At 71.1% G+C, this 20,560-nt stretch carries 21 protein-coding genes; 12 read left to right on the top strand and 9 right to left on the bottom strand.

The window, feature by feature from the left end:
* The 7 genes from ABEA26_RS27410 to ABEA26_RS27380 all read left to right on the top strand — a co-directional run.
* Positions 1–900: BMP family lipoprotein (locus ABEA26_RS27410; protein ID WP_345596033.1), on the top strand; the 900-nt coding region annotated here is incomplete at its 5' end.
* A gap of 308 nt (positions 901–1,208) precedes the next feature.
* The gene (locus ABEA26_RS27405) at positions 1,209–2,945 is read left to right on the top strand and encodes an ABC transporter ATP-binding protein (RefSeq protein ID WP_345596032.1); all 1,737 of its coding nucleotides are present in this window, start codon (positions 1,209–1,211) and stop codon (positions 2,943–2,945) included.
* Positions 2,945–4,069 (top strand): ABC transporter permease, encoded by a 1,125-nt coding sequence (locus ABEA26_RS27400; protein ID WP_345596031.1) that lies wholly within the window; start codon positions 2,945–2,947, stop codon positions 4,067–4,069. Before ABEA26_RS27405 ends, ABEA26_RS27400 begins: the two co-directional genes overlap by 1 nt.
* Positions 4,066–5,340: an ABC transporter permease gene (locus ABEA26_RS27395; RefSeq protein ID WP_345596030.1), complete on the top strand. Its 1,275-nt coding sequence runs from the start codon at positions 4,066–4,068 to the stop codon at positions 5,338–5,340. Before ABEA26_RS27400 ends, ABEA26_RS27395 begins: the two co-directional genes overlap by 4 nt.
* Complete coding sequence (locus tag ABEA26_RS27390; RefSeq protein WP_345596029.1) at positions 5,337–5,729, top strand: cytidine deaminase; 393 nt, start codon at positions 5,337–5,339, stop codon at positions 5,727–5,729. Before ABEA26_RS27395 ends, ABEA26_RS27390 begins: the two co-directional genes overlap by 4 nt.
* Positions 5,730–5,774: 45 nt before the next feature.
* Positions 5,775–7,052 carry a thymidine phosphorylase gene (locus ABEA26_RS27385; RefSeq protein ID WP_345596035.1) on the top strand — a complete coding sequence of 426 codons (1,278 nt, stop codon included), beginning with the start codon at positions 5,775–5,777 and terminating at the stop codon, positions 7,050–7,052.
* A gap of 97 nt (positions 7,053–7,149) precedes the next feature.
* Positions 7,150–7,734 carry a Uma2 family endonuclease gene (locus ABEA26_RS27380; protein WP_345596028.1) on the top strand — a complete coding sequence of 195 codons (585 nt, stop codon included), beginning with the start codon at positions 7,150–7,152 and terminating at the stop codon, positions 7,732–7,734.
* 7 nt (positions 7,735–7,741) lie between these two features.
* On the opposite strand, the gene ABEA26_RS27375 is transcribed toward ABEA26_RS27380, so the two are convergent.
* Positions 7,742–8,662 (bottom strand): AEC family transporter, encoded by a 921-nt coding sequence (locus ABEA26_RS27375; protein WP_345596027.1) that lies wholly within the window; start codon positions 8,660–8,662, stop codon positions 7,742–7,744.
* Between the two features lie 126 nt (positions 8,663–8,788).
* On the opposite strand from ABEA26_RS27375, the gene ABEA26_RS27370 reads away from it, so the two are divergent.
* A complete protein-coding gene (locus ABEA26_RS27370) occupies positions 8,789–9,175 on the top strand; it encodes an STAS domain-containing protein (protein ID WP_345596026.1) in 387 nt (128 codons plus the stop codon).
* On the opposite strand, the gene ABEA26_RS27365 is transcribed toward ABEA26_RS27370, so the two are convergent.
* Together ABEA26_RS27365 and ABEA26_RS27360 are read right to left on the bottom strand one after the other, a co-directional pair.
* The gene (locus ABEA26_RS27365; protein ID WP_345596024.1) at positions 9,068–10,072 is read right to left on the bottom strand and encodes a sigma-70 family RNA polymerase sigma factor; all 1,005 of its coding nucleotides are present in this window, start codon (positions 10,070–10,072) and stop codon (positions 9,068–9,070) included. The two genes, ABEA26_RS27370 and ABEA26_RS27365, sit on opposite strands and share 108 nt — an antisense overlap.
* 107 nt (positions 10,073–10,179) lie before the next feature.
* Positions 10,180–11,496 carry an MFS transporter gene (locus ABEA26_RS27360; protein WP_345596023.1) on the bottom strand — a complete coding sequence of 439 codons (1,317 nt, stop codon included), beginning with the start codon at positions 11,494–11,496 and terminating at the stop codon, positions 10,180–10,182.
* Positions 11,497–11,559: 63 nt separating this feature from the next.
* Between ABEA26_RS27360 and ABEA26_RS27355 the strand changes: the two genes are divergently transcribed.
* On the top strand, positions 11,560–12,513 hold the full coding sequence (locus ABEA26_RS27355; protein ID WP_345596022.1) for a LysR family transcriptional regulator: 954 nt from the start codon (positions 11,560–11,562) through the stop codon (positions 12,511–12,513).
* A gap of 47 nt (positions 12,514–12,560) precedes the next feature.
* Here the strand turns inward: ABEA26_RS27355 and ABEA26_RS27350 are convergent, their stop codons facing one another.
* Positions 12,561–13,325, bottom strand: a complete 765-nt coding sequence (locus ABEA26_RS27350) for an alpha/beta hydrolase (RefSeq protein WP_345596021.1) — start codon at positions 13,323–13,325, stop codon at positions 12,561–12,563.
* Positions 13,326–13,595: 270 nt separating this feature from the next.
* Between ABEA26_RS27350 and ABEA26_RS27345 the strand changes: the two genes are divergently transcribed.
* Together ABEA26_RS27345 and ABEA26_RS27340 are read left to right on the top strand one after the other, a co-directional pair.
* Positions 13,596–14,768 carry an adenosine deaminase gene (locus ABEA26_RS27345; RefSeq protein WP_345596034.1) on the top strand — a complete coding sequence of 391 codons (1,173 nt, stop codon included), beginning with the start codon at positions 13,596–13,598 and terminating at the stop codon, positions 14,766–14,768.
* A gap of 139 nt (positions 14,769–14,907) precedes the next feature.
* Entirely contained in the window at positions 14,908–15,252 is a 345-nt protein-coding gene (locus tag ABEA26_RS27340) for an ATP-binding protein (protein ID WP_345596020.1), read from the top strand.
* A 131-nt stretch (positions 15,253–15,383) separates the two neighbouring features.
* On the opposite strand, the gene ABEA26_RS27335 is transcribed toward ABEA26_RS27340, so the two are convergent.
* From ABEA26_RS27335 to afsQ1, 5 genes are all read right to left on the bottom strand, one after another.
* A complete protein-coding gene (locus ABEA26_RS27335; RefSeq protein ID WP_345596019.1) occupies positions 15,384–15,587 on the bottom strand; it encodes a PspC domain-containing protein in 204 nt (67 codons plus the stop codon).
* 96 nt (positions 15,588–15,683) lie between these two features.
* The gene (locus tag ABEA26_RS27330) at positions 15,684–16,235 is read right to left on the bottom strand and encodes a VanZ family protein (protein WP_345596018.1); all 552 of its coding nucleotides are present in this window, start codon (positions 16,233–16,235) and stop codon (positions 15,684–15,686) included.
* A 254-nt stretch (positions 16,236–16,489) separates the two neighbouring features.
* Positions 16,490–17,101 (bottom strand): hypothetical protein, encoded by a 612-nt coding sequence (locus tag ABEA26_RS27325; RefSeq protein ID WP_345596017.1) that lies wholly within the window; start codon positions 17,099–17,101, stop codon positions 16,490–16,492.
* Entirely contained in the window at positions 17,101–18,792 is a 1,692-nt protein-coding gene (locus tag ABEA26_RS27320) for an ATP-binding protein (protein WP_345596016.1), read from the bottom strand. Before ABEA26_RS27320 ends, ABEA26_RS27325 begins: the two co-directional genes overlap by 1 nt.
* Positions 18,789–19,466 carry a two-component system response regulator AfsQ1 gene (gene afsQ1 / locus ABEA26_RS27315; RefSeq protein WP_003974066.1) on the bottom strand — a complete coding sequence of 226 codons (678 nt, stop codon included), beginning with the start codon at positions 19,464–19,466 and terminating at the stop codon, positions 18,789–18,791. Before afsQ1 ends, ABEA26_RS27320 begins: the two co-directional genes overlap by 4 nt.
* Positions 19,467–19,747: 281 nt before the next feature.
* On the opposite strand from afsQ1, the gene ABEA26_RS27310 reads away from it, so the two are divergent.
* Positions 19,748–20,506 carry a SigE family RNA polymerase sigma factor gene (locus ABEA26_RS27310; RefSeq protein WP_345596015.1) on the top strand — a complete coding sequence of 253 codons (759 nt, stop codon included), beginning with the start codon at positions 19,748–19,750 and terminating at the stop codon, positions 20,504–20,506.
* Positions 20,507–20,560 lie beyond the last annotated feature (54 nt).

Genomic DNA, 20,560 nt, shown 5'->3' with positions numbered 1-20,560 from the left:
AAGGGCGACCAGTCCTTCAACGACGCCGCGTACGCGGGCCTGGAGCAGGCGAAGAGCGAGTTCAAGTACGAGACGGCCGACGTCGAGCCCACCGACGGCGAGACCGACGCCGACAAGGAGCAGCGCCTGGCCTCCCTGGCCAAGCAGGGCCACAACCCGGTCATCGGCGTCGGCTACGCGTACGCCGCCGCGCTGAAGAGCGCCGCCGAGAAGTACCCGGACACCACCTTCGGCATCGTGGACGACGCCACGATCGAGGCGAAGAACGTGGCCGACCTCGTCTTCAACGAGGAGCAGGCGTCCTACCTCGCCGGTGTCGCCGCCGCCAAGAGCACCAAGACCAACACGGTCGGCTTCGTGGGCGGCGTGGACATCCCGCTGATCCACAAGTTCCAGGCCGGCTACGAGCAGGGCGTCAAGGACACCGACCCCAAGGTCAAGGTGATCTCGCAGTACCTGACGCAGACCGCGGAGGACGGCGGCTTCTCCAGCCCCGACAAGGGCAAGACCGCCGCCGAGGGCCAGATCGAGAAGAAGGCCGACGTCGTCTTCGCGGCGGCCGGTCTCTCCGGTCAGGGCGTGATCGAGGCCGCCGCCGCCAACAAGGTCTGGGCGATCGGCGTCGACTCCGACCAGTACAAGCAGGACGCCCTCGCGAAGTACAAGGACTACATCCTGACTTCGGCCACGAAGGACGTCGCCAAGGCGGTGTACAACCTCGCGAAGTCGGTCGAGGAGGGCAAGCCCGAGACCGGTATCGTTCGGGGCGATCTGAAGTCCGGCGAGGTCGGTCTCTCGGACTCCAACCCGAAGTTCGCGGACGACGCCGAGCTCCAGGCAGCGATCAAGGCGGCCAAGGAGAAGATCGTCAGCGGCGAGATCAAGGTCAAGAGCAGCTGAGCAGCCTCACCGGTAGCACCAGCCGCAGCATGAGCACCAGCAGTACCAGCAGTACCAGCAGCACCAGCAGCACCAGCAGCACCAGCAACAACTCGAACCGCGTGTAACCGCGCCGGTTGCACCCGCCCGGCGGGGTACGGGGAGGAAGCCTCCGAGCGCCCCTCCCCGTACCCCGTCGTGTGTCGACGTGCCGCCGCCGCTTTCAGATGCCGTAGGGGCGCTACGCGCGTAGACGGCCCCCGTCCCCAGGAGAGTGCGCCATCAACGCGTCCAGCAGCCCTCCGGCCGGAGCGGCGGTCAACGAATCGGTGACCGCCGTCGAACTCGCCGGTATCACCAAGCGTTTCCCCGGTGTCGTGGCCAACCACGACATCCACCTGACCGTCCACAAGGGCACCGTCCACGCCCTCGTCGGTGAGAACGGCGCCGGCAAGTCGACCCTGATGAAGATCCTCTACGGCATGCAGAAGCCGGACGAGGGCACCATCGCGATCGACGGCGAGCAGGTCGCCTTCTCGTCGCCCGCCGACGCCATCGTCCGCGGCATCGGCATGGTCCACCAGCACTTCATGCTCGCCGACAACCTCACGGTCCTCGAGAACGTGGTCCTCGGCAGCGAGAAGCTGTACGGCATCGGAGCCCGGGCCCGCCGGAAGATCAACGAGATCTCCGAGCGGTACGGCCTCGGCGTGCGCCCCGACGTCCTCGTCGAGGAACTCGGCGTCGCCGCCCGCCAGCGCGTGGAGATCCTCAAGGTCCTCTACCGCGGCGCCCGCACGCTGATCCTCGACGAGCCGACCGCCGTCCTGGTGCCGCAGGAGGTCGACGCGCTCTTCGACAACCTGCGCGGGCTCAAGGCCGAGGGCCTCTCCGTCATCTTCATCTCGCACAAGCTGGGCGAGGTCCTCTCCGTCGCCGACGAGATCACCGTCATCCGGCGCGGTACGACGGTCGGTACCGCCGTGCCCGCCGAGACGACGCCGCGTCAGCTCGCCGAGCTGATGGTCGGCAGCGAGCTGCCCACCCCGCAGACCGCCGAGTCCACGGTCACCGACCGCCCGGTCCTCACCGTCGACACGCTGCGCCTGGCGGCTCCGGGCGGCAAGGCACTGCTCGACGACATCTCCTTCACCATCCACGCCGGTGAGGTACTGGGCATCGCCGGTGTCGAGGGCAACGGACAGACCGAGCTGGTCGACGCGCTCATCGGCCTGCGGCACGCCGACTCCGGCACCATCCGCTTCCTCGACGCGGACATCACCGCGCTGCCCACCCGCAAGCGCCGCGAGCAGGGCATCGGCTACATCCCCGAGGACCGCCACCGCCACGGCCTGCTCCTGGAGGCCCCCCTCTGGGAGAACCGCATCCTCGGCCACGTCACCGAGAAGCCCAACAGCAAGGGCGTCTGGCTGGACCTCAAGGGTGCCCAGGACGACGCCCGCCGCATCGTCGAGACCTACGACGTCCGCACCCCCGGCATCGACGTCACCGCCGCCTCGCTCTCCGGCGGCAACCAGCAGAAGCTGATCGTCGGCCGCGAGATGAGCCACAAGCCGCGCTTCCTCATCGCCGCCCACCCCACCCGCGGTGTGGACGTCGGCGCGCAGGCCGCCATCTGGGACCACATCCGCGAGGCGCGCCGCGAGGGCCTCGCCGTCCTGCTGATCTCCGCCGACCTGGACGAGCTGATCGGCCTGTCCGACACCCTCCGGGTGATCTACGACGGAAGGCTGGTCGCGGACGCCGACCCCGGCACCATCACCCCCGAGGAGCTGGGCTCGGCGATGACCGGCGCCGCGACCGGCCACCTGGAACACGGCGAGACCGACGACGAAACCGCCGTCACCGCCGCGACCGCCGTGACCGCCGACGAAACCGCCGTCACCGCCGCGACCGCCGTGACCGACGACGAAACCGCCGTCACCGCCGCGACCGACGAGAGCGCAGAGAGCGCCGAGACCGACAAGACCCCCGAGATCCGAAAGTCTCCCGGGTCTCCCGAGGCTCCGGAGTCTCCCGAGGCTCCGGAAGACGAGGCCCGCTGATGAAGAAGTTCGACAAGGAGCGCGTGCTCCTCGCGGTGGCCGGCCCGGTCATCGCGCTCGCCGTGGCCTTCGCGCTCAGCGCGATCGTCCTGATCGCCTCGGGCAAGAACCCGGTCGAGCCGTTCACCATCATGTTCGAGCAGGCCGGCTTCTCGGACGTCCAGGTCCGGATCGTCAACCAGGCGTCGATGTACTACATCGCGGCCCTCGCGGTCGCCATCGGCTTCCGGATGAACCTGTTCAACATCGGCGTCGACGGCCAGTACCAGCTCGCCGCCATGACGGCCGCGATCGTCGGCGCCCACGCCGACCTCCCGGCCGCCCTCCAGATCCCGCTCCTGCTCCTGACCGCCGTCCTCACCGGCGCCTTCTGGTCCGGCATCGCCGGCGTACTCAAGATCACCCGCGGCGTCAGCGAAGTCGTCGCGACGATCATGCTCAACTCCATCGCCACCGCCGTCATCGGCTACCTGTGGCTGCCCGACGTCTTCGGCGTCAAGATCGGCAACAACAACACCACCGGCGAGATGCACGAGTCCGGCTGGATCCCCGGCATCGACATGGGGGCCGCCGGCGAGATCTACGGCCTGGTCGTCCTCGCCGTCCTCCTCGGCATCGGTTACTGGCTCGTCCTCAACCGCACCCGCTTCGGCTTCGACCTGCGCGCCTCCGGCGCCTCCGAGTCCGCCGCCTCGGCCAGTGGCGTCAACCCCAAGCGCATGGTGCTCACCGCGATGCTGCTCTCCGGCGGTCTCGCCGGCCTCGCGGGCCTGCCCATCCTGCTCGGCGACAGCCACACCTACAACCTCAACTTCCCCACCGGCATCGGCTTCCTCGGTATCGGCATCGCCCTGCTCGGCCGCAACAGCCCGGTCGGCATCGCCTTCGCCGCCCTGCTGTGGGCCTGGCTCGACAAGGCCTCGCCCGAGCTGGACTTCCACGGCTACGACAAGGAGATCGCGGTCATCATGCAGGGCCTGATCGTCCTCTCCGTCGTCGTCTCCTACGAGGCCGTCCGCGAGTGGGGCCTGCGACGCCAGCAGCGCCGCGTCGGCGCGGAGCTGGCCGCCGGTCACGTCCTCGGTGCCACCGACAACACCAAGAAGGAGGTGGCTGGCCGATGACCGCCCCGACCTCTGCGACCGACGTCAACCAGCCCTCGCTGCAGCCCGCGGCGCAGACCGGCCGCCGGATCTCGCTGCCCGTCCTGCTGCTGATCATCGCCGGTGCCCTGGCACTGACCTCCATCGTCCGCATCGTCACCGGCGCCAACGGCATCACCAACGTCAGCCAGATGTCCACCGCGCTCCAGCTCGCCGTGCCGATCGGCCTCGCCGGTCTCGGCGGCCTGTGGGCCGAACGCGCGGGCGTCGTCAACATCGGCCTCGAGGGCATGCTGATCCTCGGCACCTGGTTCGGTGCCTGGGCCGGCTTCCAGTGGGGCCCGTGGACCGGCGTCCTGATGGGCATCGTCGGCGGCGCGCTCGGCGGCCTGCTGCACGCCATCGTCACGATCACCTTCAACGTCAACCACATCGTCTCGGGTGTGGCCATCAACATCCTCGCGCTCGGCGCCACCCGCTACCTCGCGCCGCTCGCCTTCGAGGGCCACCAGGGCGGCTCCGCGAAGCAGTCCCCGCCGGTCGACTCACTGGGTCACTTCACGGTGCCAGGACTCTCCGACGCGCTGGAGAGCCTCAACGACCGGCACTGGTTCTTCGTCTCGGACATCGCCGGCCTGCTCGGCGGCCTGGTCACCGACGTCTCCTGGCTCACCCTGATCGCCGTCGCCCTGATCCCCGCCAGCTGGTACATCCTGTGGCGCACCCCGTTCGGCCTCCGCCTGCGCTCCTGCGGCGAGAACCCGATCGCGGCCGAGTCGCTCGGCGTCAACGTCTACAAGTACAAGTACCTCGCCGTGATCATCTCCGGCGGACTGGCCGGCCTCGGCGGCGTCTTCCTCTCCATCGTCGCCAACCCCTTCTACCTGGAGGGCCAGACCAGCGGCCGCGGCTACATCGGCCTCGCCGCGATGATCTTCGGCAACTGGATGCCGGGCGGCCTCGCCATCGGCGCCGGCCTCTTCGGCTACACCGACAGCCTCAACCTGCGCGGCGGCTCCGCCAACGTGCACGCCCTGCTGCTGCTCGGCGCCCTGCTGCTGATCGCCGGCGCCATCTGGCTCGCCATCCGCAAGAAGTACGTCAAGGCCGCGATCACCGTGGTGATCGGCGCCCTCGTCTTCGCCTGGTACGCCACCACCGACGACGTCCCCAACCAGGTCGTCTCCGCCACGCCGTACGTCATCACCCTCGTCGTCCTGGCGCTCTCCGCACAGCGTCTGCGGATGCCGAAGGCGAACGGCATGCAGTACCGGAAGGGGCAGGGCAAATGACCGACGTCGACTGGGGCGCGCTGCGCACGGCGGCCCGCGAGGCGATGGCCCGGGCCTACGCCCCGTACTCCGGTTACGCCGTCGGCGCGGCCGCCCTGGTCGACGACGGCCGCACCGTCACCGGCTGCAACGTCGAGAACGCCAGCTACGGCGTCGGCCTGTGCGCCGAGTGCGGGCTCGTCTCCGGGCTCCAGCTCACCGGCGGCGGCCGGCTGACGCACTTCACCTGCGTCGACGGCCACGGCGAGACCCTCGTCCCGTGCGGCCGTTGCCGACAGCTGCTGTACGAGTTCGGGGGCCCCGAGATGCTGCTGGAGACCCCCGCGGGGATCGTCCCCCTGTCGGAGATGCTCCCGCAGGCCTTCGGCCCCGACCACCTCACCAAGTAGCTCCCGCAACCCCGCACTCCCCGTTAGGAAGAGCCAGCCATGGCCATGGACGTCATCTCCGTCATCCGCACCAAGCGGGACCGCGGCGAACTCAGCGCCGAGCAGATCGACTGGGTCATCGACGCGTACACGCGCGGCGCGGTGGCCGACGAGCAGATGTCGTCGCTCGCGATGGCGATCCTGCTCAACGGCATGAACCGCGGCGAGATCGCTCGCTGGACCGCCGCGATGATCGCCTCCGGCGAGCGCATGGAGTTCTCGTCCCTGTCCCGCCCGACCGCCGACAAGCACTCCACGGGCGGCGTCGGCGACAAGATCACCCTGCCGCTCGCCCCGCTGGTCGCGGCCTGCGGCGCGGCCGTCCCGCAGCTCTCCGGCCGCGGTCTCGGCCACACCGGCGGCACCCTGGACAAGCTGGAGTCGATCCCCGGCTGGCGCGCGCTCCTGTCCAACGAGGAGATGCTGAACGTCCTGGACACCACCGGCGCGGTGATCTGCGCGGCCGGCGACGGCCTCGCCCCCGCCGACAAGAAGCTGTACGCCCTGCGCGACGTCACCGGCACGGTGGAGGCGATCCCGCTCATCGCCTCCTCCATCATGTCCAAGAAGATCGCGGAGGGCACCGGCTCCCTGGTCCTGGACGTGAAGGTGGGCAGCGGCGCCTTCATGAAGACCATCGAGGACGCGCGGGAGCTGGCATCGACGATGGTCGGCCTCGGCACCGACCACGGCGTGAAGACGGTCGCGCTCCTCACGGACATGGCGACGCCCCTCGGCCTCACGGCGGGCAACGCCCTGGAGGTCCGCGAGTCGGTCGAGGTCCTGGCCGGCGGCGGCCCCACCGACGTCGTCGAGCTGACCCTCGCCCTGGCCCGCGAGATGCTCGACGCGGCGGGCCTGAAGGACGCCGACCCGGCGAAGGCGCTGGCCGACGGCTCCGCGATGGACGTCTGGCGCCGCATGATCGCGGCTCAGGGCGGCGACCCCGACGCGGCCCTGCCCACCTCCAAGGAGCAGCACGTCGTCAAGGCGGGTGCCTCCGGAGTCCTGACCCGCCTCGACGCCTACGACATCGGCGTCGCCGCCTGGCGCCTGGGCGCGGGCCGCGCCCGCAAGGAGGACCCGGTGCAGGCCGCCGCCGGCGTCGAACTCCACGCCAGGCCCGGCGACACGGTCACCGAGGGTCAGCCCCTCCTGACCCTCCACACCGACACCCCGGACCGCTTCGAGTACGCCCTCGCCGCCGTGGAGGGCTCGTACGACGTCGCCCCGGCGGGTACGGACTTCACCGCCTCGCCGGTGGTGCTGGAACGTATCGCCTGATCAGGGGTTTTCCCATTCGGGTGAACGGGACCGGTGGACCTGCACCGGTCCCGTTCGGCATGCTGGACTCGGTGAAGCACCGATTGGAGACACCGCCATGAGCGCACTCAGTGCCGAGCCGACCCCCGGAGGGGCGGGCTGGGAGGAGGTCGTCCGTGTCCTGGAGGAGACGGACGCTCCGGAGGGCAGCAAGGTGGAGATCATCGAAGGGATCGTCACCGTGGCGCCTCCGCCGTCCGAAGCACACAACGACACCGCCGAGCTGTTGCAACTGAGTCTCTACACCGTCGTTCCAGAGGGATGTGGCATCTACCAGACCTTGGGTCTGGGGGTCCCGGAGACGGCAGGGGTCTTCCAGCCTGATCTGTGCGTTGTGCCCAGGGTGGCGTTGCGACAGGGCAGGAGAGTGCATGCGAGTGAGACGGAGCTGGTGGTGGAGGTCACCTCTCGCAGCAACGCCAACCATGACCGGATCAAGAAGGTCAGGGGGTACGCCCGTGCCGGCGCCCCTCTCTACCTTCTCCTGGATCCCTGGCACAGCGGATGCCCGACGGCCACGCTTTACGGAGTGCCCGAGGACGGCACCTATCGCGTCCTGGCATCGGTGGAATACGGCGAGAAGCTGACTTTGCCGAACCCCTTCGACCTGGAGATCGACACCGGAGTCTTTCCCACGAGCTGAGCCGCCCTCACCCCAGAACCGCCGCCACCCCCACCAGCACCGGCACCGAAACCACCGTCGACACCAGGATCGCGTCCCGCGCCAGCCGCTCGCCCACCCCGTAGGTCGACGCGTACGTGTACAGGTTCTGCGCCGCGGGCAGCGCCGACGTCACCACCACGTCCAGCAGTTGCGCGCCCCGCAGCCCGAACACCCCGGACGCCAGCGCCCAGGCCACCGCCGGCTGCCCCACCGTCTTCAACGCCACCGCGAGCAGCACCGGCCGCCGCTCCGTGCCCCGCAGCGGCATCGTGGAGCCGCACAGGGAGATGCCGAAGGCCAGCAGGACCGCCGGGACGGACATGTTGCCGATCAGGGTCACCGGGTCCATGACCGGGGCGGGTACGCGCAGGCCGCTCGCGGCGACCGCGACCCCGGCGAGCGATCCCAGCGCTATCGGGTTGCGCAGCGGCGTCAGCAGCACCCGCCACAGGGGGCCCTTGCCGCCCCCTTGCGACAGGTCCAGGAGCGTCACCGCCACCGGTGTCACCAACACCAGCTGGAACAGCAGCACAGGCGCCACCAGCGAGGCGTCGCCCAGGACGTACACGGCGATCGGAATGCCGAGGTTGCCGGAGTTGACGTAGCCGGAGCAGAGCGCGCCGATCGTCGTCCGGCCCACGCCCCAGCCCCGTACGACGCCCACCGCGACGAAGACACCGGCCACGGCGGCCGTGGACAGCGCCGTGACCAGCAGCCGGCTGGAGAAGACCACCGACAGGTCGGCCGTCGCCAGCGTGGTGAACAGCAGGGCCGGCGAGGCCACGTGGAAGGCGAGCCTGGTCAGTACCTCGCGGCCCTGCGGGCCGAGGTGGCCCCGCAGGCCCAGCACATAGCCGACGGCGATGACGACCGCGATGACCGCGAAGCCGGTCAGCACCCCCTGCACGGCACCTCCCCGCCGAGCGGACGGACCTGGGACGGCATGGCAGGGGGAGGGGATATGTGGGGCATGCAACAGACCCTCCGGGGGAGGGCCCGCGTACGTCAATGTGATCTCTGACGGCGGGCACCGATGAGTTCCCGGCGCGCCGCGGGTCTACCGCACGTGGACGCCGTGACACCCGCCGTACTCGTGCTGCCGGGGCCTGTCTCCCGAGGGGAGACACCCCGGCTCTGCGACGAGGTGCGCGCGCTGATGGGAAGCACCCGGGCCGGGGTGGTCGTCTGCGACGTCGGTGGGCTCGGACCGCCGGGGCTCGCCGCCGTCGACCTGCTGGCCCGCCTGGAGCTCACCGCCCGGCGGGCCGGGGGCCGGATCCGGCTGCGCGACCCCGACCCCGCCCTGCACGCCCTACTGGACCTCGTCGGCCTCCGCTTCGAGACGGAGCGGCAGGTCGAACAGCGGGAACCACCGCTCGGTGTCCAGGAAGCAGTGGAACCCGGTGATGCGGCCGTCTGAGATCTCCAGCACCTGGACGGCCCACGGTGCGAAGCCGCCCGCCTCCTCGTCCGGCTTGTAGTGCGCGAAGGCCGGCAGCCCGTTGGCCTCGACCGGCACCAGCCGCGAGTTCGCGCACGCCGAGCCGAGCGTCGTCATGAAACCGGTGATGTCCGCCGAACCGGACAGCCACAGGTCGAACGGCGGCATCGTCATGATCGCGTCCTCGTGGAGCAGCGCCGTCAACGCCGTCATGTCGTAGCCCTCGAAGGCGGCGACATAGCGCTCCAGCAGCTTCTGCTGCTCCTCGTCCAGCGGGTCGGACACCGCCGCGCCGGCGCCTGCCTCCTCCCGCTCGGCGAGGGTCGCGCGGGCGCGCTGCAGGGCGCTGTTGACGGAGGCGACCGTCGTGCCGAGCAGCTCGGCGACCTCGCTCGCCTTCCACGCCAGCACCTCGCGCAGGATCAGCACCGCCCGCTGCTTGGGCGGCAGCTGCTGGAGGGCGGCCATGAAGGCGAGCCGCACCGACTCCTTGGCGATCGCGGCCTCGGCCGGGTCGGCGGTCGAGGGCAGTACGCGGGTGTCGGGCATCGGCTCCAGCCAGGTGTTGTCCGGGCGGGGGGACAGGGCGGCCCGGGCGAGCGGCGTCGCGTCCGTGAGGTCCATCGGGCGGGCCCGCTTGTTGCCCGCGGTCAGCATGTCCAGGCAGACGTTGGTCGCGATGCGGTAGAGCCAGGAGCGGAGGCTGGAGCGGCCCTCGAACTTGTCGTAGCTCCGCCAGGCGCGGACCAGGGTGTCCTGGACCGCGTCCTCGGCCTCGAAGGAGGAGCCGAGCATCCGGTAGCAGTATCCCGTCAGCTCGACCCGGTGCTTCTCCAGCGCGGATTCCAGCTCCGTCGTCACGGTGCCGTTGGTCATCGTCCACCCACCCCTGTGGCGTACCCTCGTGCGCGTCTTCGCGCCTCGCACTTCGGAAGCTACCGCAGGGGACTGACAATGGCCTGTGCAGTCGGGAAAGGCGCAGGTCAGCGGGACAGGCTCAGGGACCGCACCGGCCTGTCCGGGGCCTGCCTGCGCGCCGCCAGCGAGCCGAGCACCGTGATCGCCACGACGCCCAGCACCGCCAGCAGCCCGACCCCGACCGTCCCGGCCCAGCCGCCGGAGTGGAAGGCCACCGCGCCCACCGTGCTGCCCGCGCTGGAGCCGACGTAGTAGGCGGACTGGTACAGCGCCGAGGCCTGGGCGCGGCCGTGCTGGGCGGTCTTGCCGACCGCGGAGGACGCCACCGCGTGACCGGCGAAGAAGCCCGCCGTGATCAGTACCAGGCCCAGCAGGACCAGCGGCAGGGACGGGGCGAGGGACAGCAGCAGGCCCGCCGCCGTCGTACCGCCGCCCAGGTACAGCGCCCCGCGGCGGCCGAGGCGCCCCACCAGGCGGCCCGCCGTCGACGCCGAGACCGTGCCGACCAGGTAGACGAGGAAGATCGAGCCGATGAGCCCCTGCGGCAAGGAGAAGGGCGCCTCCGCCAGGCGGTAGCCGATCACCGTGTACACGCCGCCGAACACCGTCATGAAGAGCGCGCCGATCGCGTACAGGCGGCGCAGCAGCGGGTTGGCGAGGTGGTCGCGGACCGTGCGGACCAGGACGCGCGGACGCAGCGAGCCCGGCGTGAAGTGCCTCGGCGCCGGCAGCAGCATCCGGAAGGCCACCGCGCACGCCACCGCGACGAGGCCGATCACGCCGACGGCGACCCGCCAGCCCCACTCCTGGGCGACCCAGCCGGTGATGACCCGGCCGCTCATCCCGCCGACGCTGTTGCCCGCGACGAACAGGCCGATCGCGGTGACCAGCGCCCGCGGCCGCACCTCCTCCGCGAGGTACGCGGTCGCCGAGGCCGGCAGCCCGGCCAGCGCCGCGCCCTGCACGGCGCGCAGCGCGACGAGCGCTGGCAGCGAGGGGGCGAAGGGGACCAGCAGCCCGACGGTCACCGCGACCGCCAGCGACGCCGTCATGACCGTACGGCGTCCGAAGCGCTCCGAGAGCACGCTCATCGGCAGCACGAACACCGCGAGACCACCGGTCGCGGCGGCCACCGTCCAGCTCGCGTCGCTCGCGCTGACGCCCATGTCGCCCGAGATGAGCGGCAGCAGCGCCTGGGTGGAGTAGAGGAGGGCGAAGGTCGCGACACCCGCCAGGAACAGGGCGAGGCTCATCCGGCGGTAGCCGGGCCCGCCGGGCGCCATACGCGAGTCGGGGGAGCCGGGTGCGCCGGGGGTGTCGGTGGCGGAGACGGATGCAGCGGCGTCCACGGTGGTGGACGCCCCGGTATCGGCGGGAGTCATGCTGCGACGGTACGAAGACCGCGACTCATCCGTCCAATGCATGGAATGGACATAATCGTTCCCATGGTGCATCAGCAAAGCTCACAGGCCCGCCTGTCACCTTCCGGTGACACGGAAGACATCGTGGCGCTGCTCGCGCCCCGGCTCGCGCACTTCGCCGGCGTGGCCCGCACCGAGCACGTCACCCGGGCTGCCCAGGAGATGAACGTCCCCCAGTCGACGCTCTCCCGTGCCCTCGTCCGCCTCGAAGAGGACCTGGGCGTCGACCTGTTCGTGCGCCGCGGTCGCACCCTCGCGCTGACCGTCGCCGGACGTACCTTCCTGGGTTCCGTCGAACGCGCCCTCGCCGAGGTCGAGCGCGCCGCCGACGAGGTCCGCGGGGACGCCGACCCGGCCACCGGCAAGGTCGCCTTCGGCTTCCTGCACACCATGGGCGCCGAGACCGTCCCCGGACTGCTGCACGCCTTCCGCGCCGACCACCCGCGCGTCCGCTTCAGCCTCGTCCAGAACTACGGCGAGGCCATGCTGGAGCGCCTGCGCGCCGGCGAACTCGACCTCTGCCTGACCTCCCCGGTCCCCGACGCCCCCGACCTGGTCGCCCGCCGCCTCGACGAGCAGAAGCTGCGCCTGGTGGTGCCGGCCGACCACTCCCTGGCCGGGCGCAGGCGCATCCGCCTCGCCGAGGCCGCCGACGAGGCCTTCGTGACCCTGGAGCCCGGCTACGGCCTGCGGCGCATCACCGACGCCCTGTGCAAGGAGGCCGGTTTCCGGCCCAGGGTGGCCTTCGAGGGAGAGGAGGCGGAGACGCTCCGCGGCCTGGTCGCGGCCGGCCTCGGGGTCGCCCTGCTGCCGCCGCCCGCCGTGCCCCGTCCCGGCGTGGTCGAACTGACGGTCACGGCCCCGCGCGCGGCCCGCGAGATCGGCGTGGCGTGGCTTGCGGGGCGCACGGACACGCCCCCGGTGGCGGCCTTCAAGAAGTTCCTGCTGTCGAGGCGGGGCCACCTGCTCCCGTCCTGACCCCGGGCCGTCCTGACCTCGGCCGCCCTGACCCGGCACCGCGGTCGCTACCGCCGCCGCAACGACTTCCCGAACCCCACCGCCAACGGCATCCGCAGCCCCAGCGGCGGGGGAGCGGCCAGCGCGTCCTCCACCGGCCGCGAGAACGACTGCCCGAACAGCACGCCCATCACGAAATCCTCCGCGAGCGCGGCGACCTCCTCCCGGTAGTGCCGCAAGCCGTGGCCGTCGGAGTGGACCTCGAACCGGCACACGGCACGGTTCGTCTTCTTCGCCCGGGAGGCCAGCCGGAACGACAGCTCCGGATCGCTGCGTTCGTCGTTCGTGCCGTGCACGATCAGCACCTGCCGCCCGGCGAGCTGCTTCACCGGTTCGGACGGCACGGCCATGTCCTCGTCGGGCAGCCAAGGGGCGATCGCCAGCACCGAGTTGACGGCCTCGTGCCCGCCCGCACGCAGCGCCGCACGCCCGCCCATGTCGGTGCCGACCAGGCAGACGGGGACGTCGCCGTAGCGCCGTACGGCCTCGTCGGCGGCCCACTCGGCGTCCCGGGCGAGGTGGGCCTCGGTGCCGTTCCAGCCGCGGTAGCGGTAGTGCACGACGTGCGCGGCCAGGCCCTCCTCCCGCCCCGCGCGCGCGAGGCGGCGTCCCATCGCGCGGACGGACGCCGCCGCGAGCAGCGGAGACGGTCTGCGGCTGGAGACCTCGTCACCACCGGGGAGCAGCAGCACCACACCGCTCACCGCCGTCCCCTCCGGACCGAGTGTTCGCCCCAGCCGGGCCCGACGGACCGGCGTCGCTTGCTGTGACATGGCAGAAGATTCTCAGAAGACGGGGGGTACGCCACCCGTCCTCGCGGTCACCGTTACATACCGGCGGATCCGTACACCGCGGCCGGGCGCCTCGTGCGCGTCCTCGAGTGCGCGCGTTCCCGGGTGTTCCCGCGTATTCACCCGGTGTTCTACGCGCGTAGGAGTTAGGGTACGGAAATGACGAGCCAGAGCACCGCGCAGACCGCCGCGCAGACGGCCGCTCAGACCGCCGCGCAGACCGCCGTGAGGAACACCTCCCAGACCGCCGCGATGAACAGCGCTCAGGCCGCCGCGAAGAACACCGCGACGACTCCGACGCCGGACCGGATCCGCCGGGCGCCGAAGGTCCTGCTGCACGACCATCTCGACGGCGGGCTGCGTCCCGGCACGGTCGTCGAACTCGCCCGGGCGACCGGCTACTCGGGCCTTCCCGAGACCGACGCCGACCGGCTCGGCGCCTGGTTCCGGCAGGCCGCCGACTCCGGGTCGCTGGAGCGGTATCTGGAGACCTTCTCCCACACCGTCGGCGTCATGCAGACCCGCGACGCACTGGTCCGGGTCGCCGCGGAGTGCGCCGAGGACCTCGCCGAGGACGGCGTCGTCTACGCCGAGGTGCGCTACGCCCCCGAGCAGCACCTGGAGGGCGGGCTCAGCCTGGAAGAGGTCGTCGAGGCCGTCAACGAGGGCTTCCGGGAGGGCGAGCGCCGGGCACGGGACAACGGCCACCGCATCCGTGTCGGCGCCCTGCTCACCGCCATGCGGCACGCCGCCCGCTCACTGGAGATCGCCGAACTCGCCAACCGCTACCGGGATCTCGGCGTCGTCGGCTTCGACATCGCGGGCGCCGAGGCCGGGTACCCGCCCACCCGGCACCTGGACGCCTTCGAGTACCTCAAGCGCGAGAACAACCACTTCACGATCCACGCCGGCGAGGCCTTCGGGCTGCCGTCCATCTGGCAGGCACTGCAGTGGTGCGGCGCGGACCGGCTCGGGCACGGTGTGCGCATCATCGACGACATCAAGGTCCACGAGGACGGCACGGTCGAACTCGGCCGGCTCGCCTCGTACGTCCGGGACAAGCGCGTCCCGCTGGAGCTGTGCCCCAGTTCCAACCTGCAGACCGGGGCGGCGGACTCGTACGCCGAGCACCCCATCGGGCTGCTGCGCCGGTTGCATTTCCGTGTCACCGTCAATACGGACAACCGGCTGATGTCCCACACCGGTATGAGTCAGGAATTCGAGCACCTTGTCGAAGCGTTCGGTTACACGCTCGACGACATGCAGTGGTTCTCCGTCAATGCGATGAAATCAGCGTTCATTCCTTTCGATGAACGACTGGCCATGATCAATGACGTGATCAAGCCCGGATATGCCGAACTGAAATCCGAATGGCTGTTCCAGCAGACGGCTTCGACCAGCGCTTCTTCGGAGGGTGAGGGTTGAGTCCAAGGGGACGGTAATACGGAAATGCGGACGGGCTTTCACAATCCGTCCGCATTTCAATGTTTGCCGCGAGGGGTGCCGCGTGTTTACGTTCAAGGACCGCTCACATCCCCGTCATCCCATTTCGAGGACGCATTCCATGAAGCAGTCTGCTGTCAAGACCCTCGGTGTCGCCGCCCTCGGTGCCGCCTTCGCCGCTGTCGGCGCGGGCGCGGCCACCGCGGCGCCGGAACTCCCGGACACCACCCAGGCCGTGGACTCCGTCACCCGGACCCTCCCCGTGGAGACCGTCTCGGAGGTGGCGCCCGTGGCGGGCAACGTGCTGTCGCAGGCGGGCGACGTCTCCGGCACGGGTCTGACCGCCGCGCCGCCGTTCGTCGAGCAGGTGGTCGCCGAGCAGCTCTCCGACGCTCCGGTCGCCGGCCTGCTCGGTGGCCTGCCGGCCCAGGGCCTGGGCGTGAACGGACTCCCGCTCGGCGGCTGAGTCCGCCTCTCCCCGCGCGCGCCGACGGGGCGCACCCGGTGTCGCCGGGTGCGCCCCGTCGGCTTACCAGAGGGCTTGTGGAGCGGCGGTGAGGCGGGGCACCGGATCACAGGGGCTTGCGGGGGACCCCGTCACCAGGCCGTACGGGCGGCCTTCTCCTCGGACGGCAGCAGGATCCACAGGACGAGGTAGAGCAGGAACTGCGGGCCGGGCAGCAGGCAGGAGACCACGAAGATCACCCGCATCGTGGTGGTGGAGGTGCCGAAGCGCCGGGCCAGCGCGGCGCACACTCCGCCGATCACGCGGCCGTTGGTGGGGCGGGCGAGGCGGGACATCGCGGCTCCTTCGTGAGCGTGTGGGACGGGGCTGCCGTTCGACTTCCCCTTCGTCTGCCCTCCACGCTACGGAGACGAACGGAACAAAGCGTCGCTCTACGGGGCGATACCGACCCTTGGAATCGTCGGGGTCCGACCCTGAGCGGGCTCCTCCTGAGGTGCGGCCTCCCCCTCTTCCCGCTCGGACCCGCGACGGAGCCGGGCCCTGCCCGCGGGGACGACGGCCAGGTGGGCCAGGGCCACGCCCGCCGTGTTCAGCAACAGCGAGTCGACGTCGACGACCTGACCGGGCACCCCGGTCTGCAGCAGCTCGATGCCCAGCGACAGCAGGGCGCCCGCGGCCATGGTGCGCAGCAGGGAGGCCAGCGGCGAGACGGCCAGTCGGCCGTCCGCCATCGGCAGCAGGACTCCCAGCGGCGCCAGCAGCGCGAGAGACCCGCCGAGAGAACGTGCCGCCGAGGGCCAGCCGAGCGCCAGATCGGCGCGGATCCCGTCGAGGGGGTGCAGGTTGGGCGGAAGCACCCAGGGGACGTCGAGGGGCCGCAGCGTGTACCAGGCGACGAACGCGAGATGTGCGACCAGGAGGACACTTCCTGTCACACGGATGCGGAGCGTGGCGCTGCCGCCGAGGAATCCATGACGCTGCACGTCCCCCTAGACGCGGGCGCCGCCGCACTCGGTTCCGGCCTCTCCCCCGCAAGGGTGAGGCTTGCGCCACATGGCCCCACGCGGTCCTCGGCACCCGCGCCCGCCTCCGGCCGTCCCTGGCGCCCCTGCCCGCCTCCGGTCGTTGGCGCCGGCAGCCCCCGTCAGCAGCCCTCCCCGTCGGCCGACGGCGGGCAACCCCCGTCAGCAGCCCTCGTCGGCAGCCCCGTCAGGAGTCCTCCGTCGGCCGGCGGCGGTCAGCCGTCCGTGACCTCGCTGGACGGCGGTTCGTTGCTGCCCGGCCGGGCACGGACCTCCTCCGTGCAGACGTAGCGGCGGGCGGGCCGGTCGGCCGGGCCGGACAGCACGACGGAGTCGTCGCCCTCGGCCTCGGCCGAGTCGGAGAAGGTGCAGACGACTTGGGCGAGTGCGTAGGAGGTGAGGTCGCCGGGGTCGGTCCCGAGGCGCAGCGCGTCCTCGGGATCGCCGGAACGAGGGCCGGCCACGGTGATCCCGCGGCCCACGTCCGTGGTGTACCCGGCCTCCGTCTCCGCGGCCGACGGCGGTGCCGCGAGCTGGTTCAGGAGCCCCTCGGCCACCAGCACCCGCCGCTCGGACTCCGCCGCGCCGTCCGGCACCCGTATCGTCCGGTCCACGGCCACCAGCGACGAGCCGCACAGCAGGGACACCCGCACCGGCACGCCGGGCGCGGCCCGCGTCGACAGGTCCGGCTCAGCCGACGAGCAGCGCACCCGTGAGGGCGCGGGACCGTAGTCCGTGGGCACCTCCGTGGCGCGGATGCCACACCCGGTGAGCAGCGCGGCCAGCACTACCAGCCCGGGGAGTGCCGGCAGGCGGCGTACGGTCATCAGACCTTTCCCTTCGCGTCCTTGCCCGTGCTCTCCTCACCCGAGCCACCCGAGCCACCCGAGCCACCCGAGCCACCCGAGCGACCCGAGCCACCCGAGCCACCCGAGTCGGCCGATCCACCCCAGCCACCCGGGCCGCCCCCGGCCTCCTCGGAGCCCTCGGTGTCCTCCTCCGCCGGCGGGTCCTGCGGCAGCCGCAGCGTGAACACCGCACCCCCTTCCGGGCAGTTCTCGGCGGTGATCCCACCGCCGTGGATGTGCGCGTTCTCCAGGGCGATGGACAGGCCGAGCCCGCTGCCCTCGGAGCGCGGCCGGGACGCGCTCGCCTTGTAGAAGCGGTCGAAGACGTGCGGCAGGACGTCCTCGGGGATGCCGGGCCCGTGGTCCCGCACCCGGATGACCACCTCGTCGTCCGCCCGTGCCACCGCCACCCGCACCGGCGACCCGCCGTGCTTGAGCGCGTTGCCGATCAGGTTGGCCAGGATGACGTCCAGGCGGCGCGGATCGATACGGGCGTGGATGCCGCGCTCGGCGTCGAGGTCGACGGCGTCCAGCCAGGCGCGGGCGTCGATGCAGGCGGTGATCTGGTCGGCGACGTCGACGTCGTCCAGGACCAGCCGGGCGGTGCCCGCGTCGAAGCGGGTGACCTCCATCAGGTTCTCCACGAGGTCGTTCAGCCGCCGCGTCTCGCTGACCACCAGCCGCACGGCGGGCTCGACCATCGGGTCGAAACTCCCGCCCTCGAACTCCAGCTCCTCCTCCAGCACCTCCGTGACGGCGGTGATCGCCGTCAGCGGGGTACGCAGCTCATGGCTCATGTCCGCCACGAAACGCCGTGAGGCCTGCTCCCGGCCGGCCATGTCGGCTACCCGTTTCTCCAGCGCCTCGGCGGCGCTGTTGAACGTCCGGGAGAGATCGGCCAGTTCGTCGGTGCCGGACACGCGCAGCCGGGTGTCGAGCTTCCCTTCGCCGAGGCGGCGTGCCGCGACCCCGAGCCGGTGCACGGGCTTCAGCACGGTCGTCGCCAGTGCCTGCGCGAGCAGTGCGGAGCCGAGCAGGGCGAGTGCGGTGGCGATCCCCAGCGACCAGGCGAGCGAGTTCAGATCCTTGGCCTCCGGTTCCAGAGACTTGAGCATGTAGCCGGTCGGCCCGCCGCCGATCACCTTCGTGCCTGCCACGAGCCGCGGGGTGTCGTTCTCGGTGATCCGCTGCCAGTACAGGTGGTACGGGTGCTTGTTGGTCTTGGTGACCTTCTGTTCCTTGTTCACCGCCGTGCGCAGCGACTCGGGCACGTCGGACAGCGAGAAGCCGTCCAGGCCGCCGGAACTGCCGTACACGGTCTCGCCGTCGGCGTTCTCGGCGACCAGCAGCACGCTGAACCGCTGGCTGCTGCCCGCCATCTGCCCCGCGGTGTGCTGCAACTCGTCCTGGGTGGGGTGCTCGGGCAGCGCGCCCGCCCGGTTCTGCATCTCGTGCTCGAAGCCGCGCAGCACGGCGTCCTGGGTGCGGGTGAGCACCGCCTCCCGGTTCAGCCAGTAGGCGATGCCGGACGCGGACACGGCGGCGGTGAGCGCGACAAGACTGAAGACGAGGACCAGCCGCAGGCGCAGGCTGGTGAAGCGCAGCCAGGACCAGACTCCCTCGCGAGCCGCGGCCCAGCCGCGTGAACCCCCCTGGTGTTCCTGTGTCACTGGGGCGGGTCCAGCCGGTAGCCGACACCCCGCACGGTACGGATCAGGGTCGGGGACGAAGGCACGTCCTCGACCTTGGCACGCAGCCGCTGCACGCAGGCGTCCACCAGCCGGGAGTCACCGAGGTAGTCGTGCTCCCACACCAGCCGGAGCAGCTGCTGCCGGGACAGTGCCTGGCCCGGCCGCCGGCTCAGTTCGAGGAGGAGCCGCAGCTCGGTCGGGGTGAGCTGGAGGTCCTCGCCGTTCTTCGTGACGGTCATCGCCGACCGGTCGATGACCAGGCTGCCGAAGCTCGCCGAGTCGGTCGACTCCCGTTCCCCACGCCGCAGGACGGCCCGGATCCGGGCGTCCAGCACCCGGCCCTGGACGGGTTTGACGACATAGTCGTCGGCGCCCGACTCGAGACCGACGACCACGTCGATGTCGTCGTTGCGCGCGGTCAGCAGGATGATCGGCAGCTGGTCGGTGCGCCGGATGCGACGGCACACCTCGAAACCGTCGATGCCGGGCAGCATCACGTCCAGCACGATCAGGTCCGGCCGCTGCTCACGCAACAGCTTCAGACCGTCCTCACCGCTCGCAGCGGTGGCCACCCGGTGGCCCTGGCGGGTCAGGGAGAGCTCCAGGGCCGTACGGATGGCGTCGTCGTCCTCGATCAGCAACAGGGAAGGCACGGGCTCATTCTGGCCCATGGAGGGGGTGCGGATCGACCGGTGGGTCCGGTTGGGGCCCCGCCACGCCGTCGGACCCTGTGAAGGAACGGTGGTACAGCCGTGACGGAGCCCTGTGACAGGTCTGTGACAGTCGGCGGACACGGCCATGAAGTCACCGGGGCAAGCTTTTGGTCACAGGCAACACAGCAAGTCGCAGCACAGCAGGCAGAGCAAGAAGAGCACGAAGAGCAAGTCGCGGTACGGCAGGCCGAACACCGGAAGTCCACGGACGGGGGCGCGAGATGAACACGCTGACGGGCACCAGCACCAGCGCAGTGGTCACGCGTCTGCACGACGTGCACGCACACCGGGGTTCCGAGAAGTCCGGTGCTGTGAGCGGGCGGGGGTGCGCTCGTGGCACCGGACGACAGCACACCGCCTACATGGCGGTGGTCGACACGCGTCAGGGGGAGACGCAAGGGGGGTCGACGCACTGGGGACCGGCGTACGGGGAGGGCCCGGGGGAGCGCCGTTCACTGCCGGAGGCGGAGTTCACCGCCTACGTCCAGGAACGCCGCGCCTCCCTGTACGCCACCGCCTACCACCTCACCGGTGACCGCTTCGAGGCCGAGGACCTGCTGCAGAGCGCGCTGTTCTCGACGTACCGGGCGTGGGACCGGATCAGTGACAAGGCGGCGGTCGGCGGATACCTCCGCCGCACCATGACCAACCTGCACATCAGCGCCTGGCGGCGCCGCAAGCTCAACGAGTACCCGACCGAGGAACTGCCGGAGACGGCGGGCGACACGGACGCGATGCGGGGCACCGAGCTGCGCACGGTCCTGTGGCAGGCGCTGGCCCGGCTCCCCGAGCTCCAGCGCACCATGCTGGTCCTGCGCTACTACGAGGGCCGTACGGACCCGGAGATCGCGGACATCCTCGACATCAGCGTCGGCACGGTGAAGTCCAGCATCTGGCGGTCACTCCGCCGACTGCGCGAGGACGAGGTCCTCAGCTTCGGTCGTGACCGGGAGGACGCCTTCGGCGAGTTGGTCGCCTGAAGGCAGGGGGAACCGGGGGTCCGGGGGGACCCGCGGAAAAAGTACGAGCCAGGG

Source organism: Streptomyces marokkonensis (genome assembly GCF_039539045.1).
Lineage (GTDB): Bacteria > Actinomycetota > Actinomycetes > Streptomycetales > Streptomycetaceae > Streptomyces > Streptomyces marokkonensis.
The sequence above is the reverse complement of the archived record's forward strand: the minus strand, read 5'-3'. Positions and strand labels throughout refer to the sequence as shown.

Bases quoted from the DNA above. Each gene is read 5' to 3' on its own strand.
- ABEA26_RS27345 (WP_345596034.1), top strand. From the start codon at position 13,596: ATGAACAGCGCTCAGGCCGCCGCGAAGAACACCGCGACGACTCCGACG.
- ABEA26_RS27335 (WP_345596019.1), bottom strand. From the start codon at position 15,587: ATGTCCCGCCTCGCCCGCCCCACCAACGGCCGCGTGATCGGCGGAGTG.
- ABEA26_RS27350 (WP_345596021.1), bottom strand. From the start codon at position 13,325: ATGTCACAGCAAGCGACGCCGGTCCGTCGGGCCCGGCTGGGGCGAACA.
- ABEA26_RS27370 (WP_345596026.1), top strand. From the start codon at position 8,789: ATGAGTTCCCGGCGCGCCGCGGGTCTACCGCACGTGGACGCCGTGACA.
- ABEA26_RS27380 (WP_345596028.1), top strand. From the start codon at position 7,150: ATGAGCGCACTCAGTGCCGAGCCGACCCCCGGAGGGGCGGGCTGGGAG.
- ABEA26_RS27400 (WP_345596031.1), top strand. From the start codon at position 2,945: ATGAAGAAGTTCGACAAGGAGCGCGTGCTCCTCGCGGTGGCCGGCCCG.
- ABEA26_RS27395 (WP_345596030.1), top strand. From the start codon at position 4,066: ATGACCGCCCCGACCTCTGCGACCGACGTCAACCAGCCCTCGCTGCAG.
- ABEA26_RS27385 (WP_345596035.1), top strand. From the start codon at position 5,775: ATGGACGTCATCTCCGTCATCCGCACCAAGCGGGACCGCGGCGAACTC.
- ABEA26_RS27340 (WP_345596020.1), top strand. From the start codon at position 14,908: ATGAAGCAGTCTGCTGTCAAGACCCTCGGTGTCGCCGCCCTCGGTGCC.
- ABEA26_RS27365 (WP_345596024.1), bottom strand. From the start codon at position 10,072: ATGACCAACGGCACCGTGACGACGGAGCTGGAATCCGCGCTGGAGAAG.
- ABEA26_RS27355 (WP_345596022.1), top strand. From the start codon at position 11,560: ATGGTGCATCAGCAAAGCTCACAGGCCCGCCTGTCACCTTCCGGTGAC.
- ABEA26_RS27310 (WP_345596015.1), top strand. From the start codon at position 19,748: ATGAACACGCTGACGGGCACCAGCACCAGCGCAGTGGTCACGCGTCTG.
- ABEA26_RS27390 (WP_345596029.1), top strand. From the start codon at position 5,337: ATGACCGACGTCGACTGGGGCGCGCTGCGCACGGCGGCCCGCGAGGCG.
- ABEA26_RS27360 (WP_345596023.1), bottom strand. From the start codon at position 11,496: ATGACTCCCGCCGATACCGGGGCGTCCACCACCGTGGACGCCGCTGCA.
- ABEA26_RS27325 (WP_345596017.1), bottom strand. From the start codon at position 17,101: ATGACCGTACGCCGCCTGCCGGCACTCCCCGGGCTGGTAGTGCTGGCC.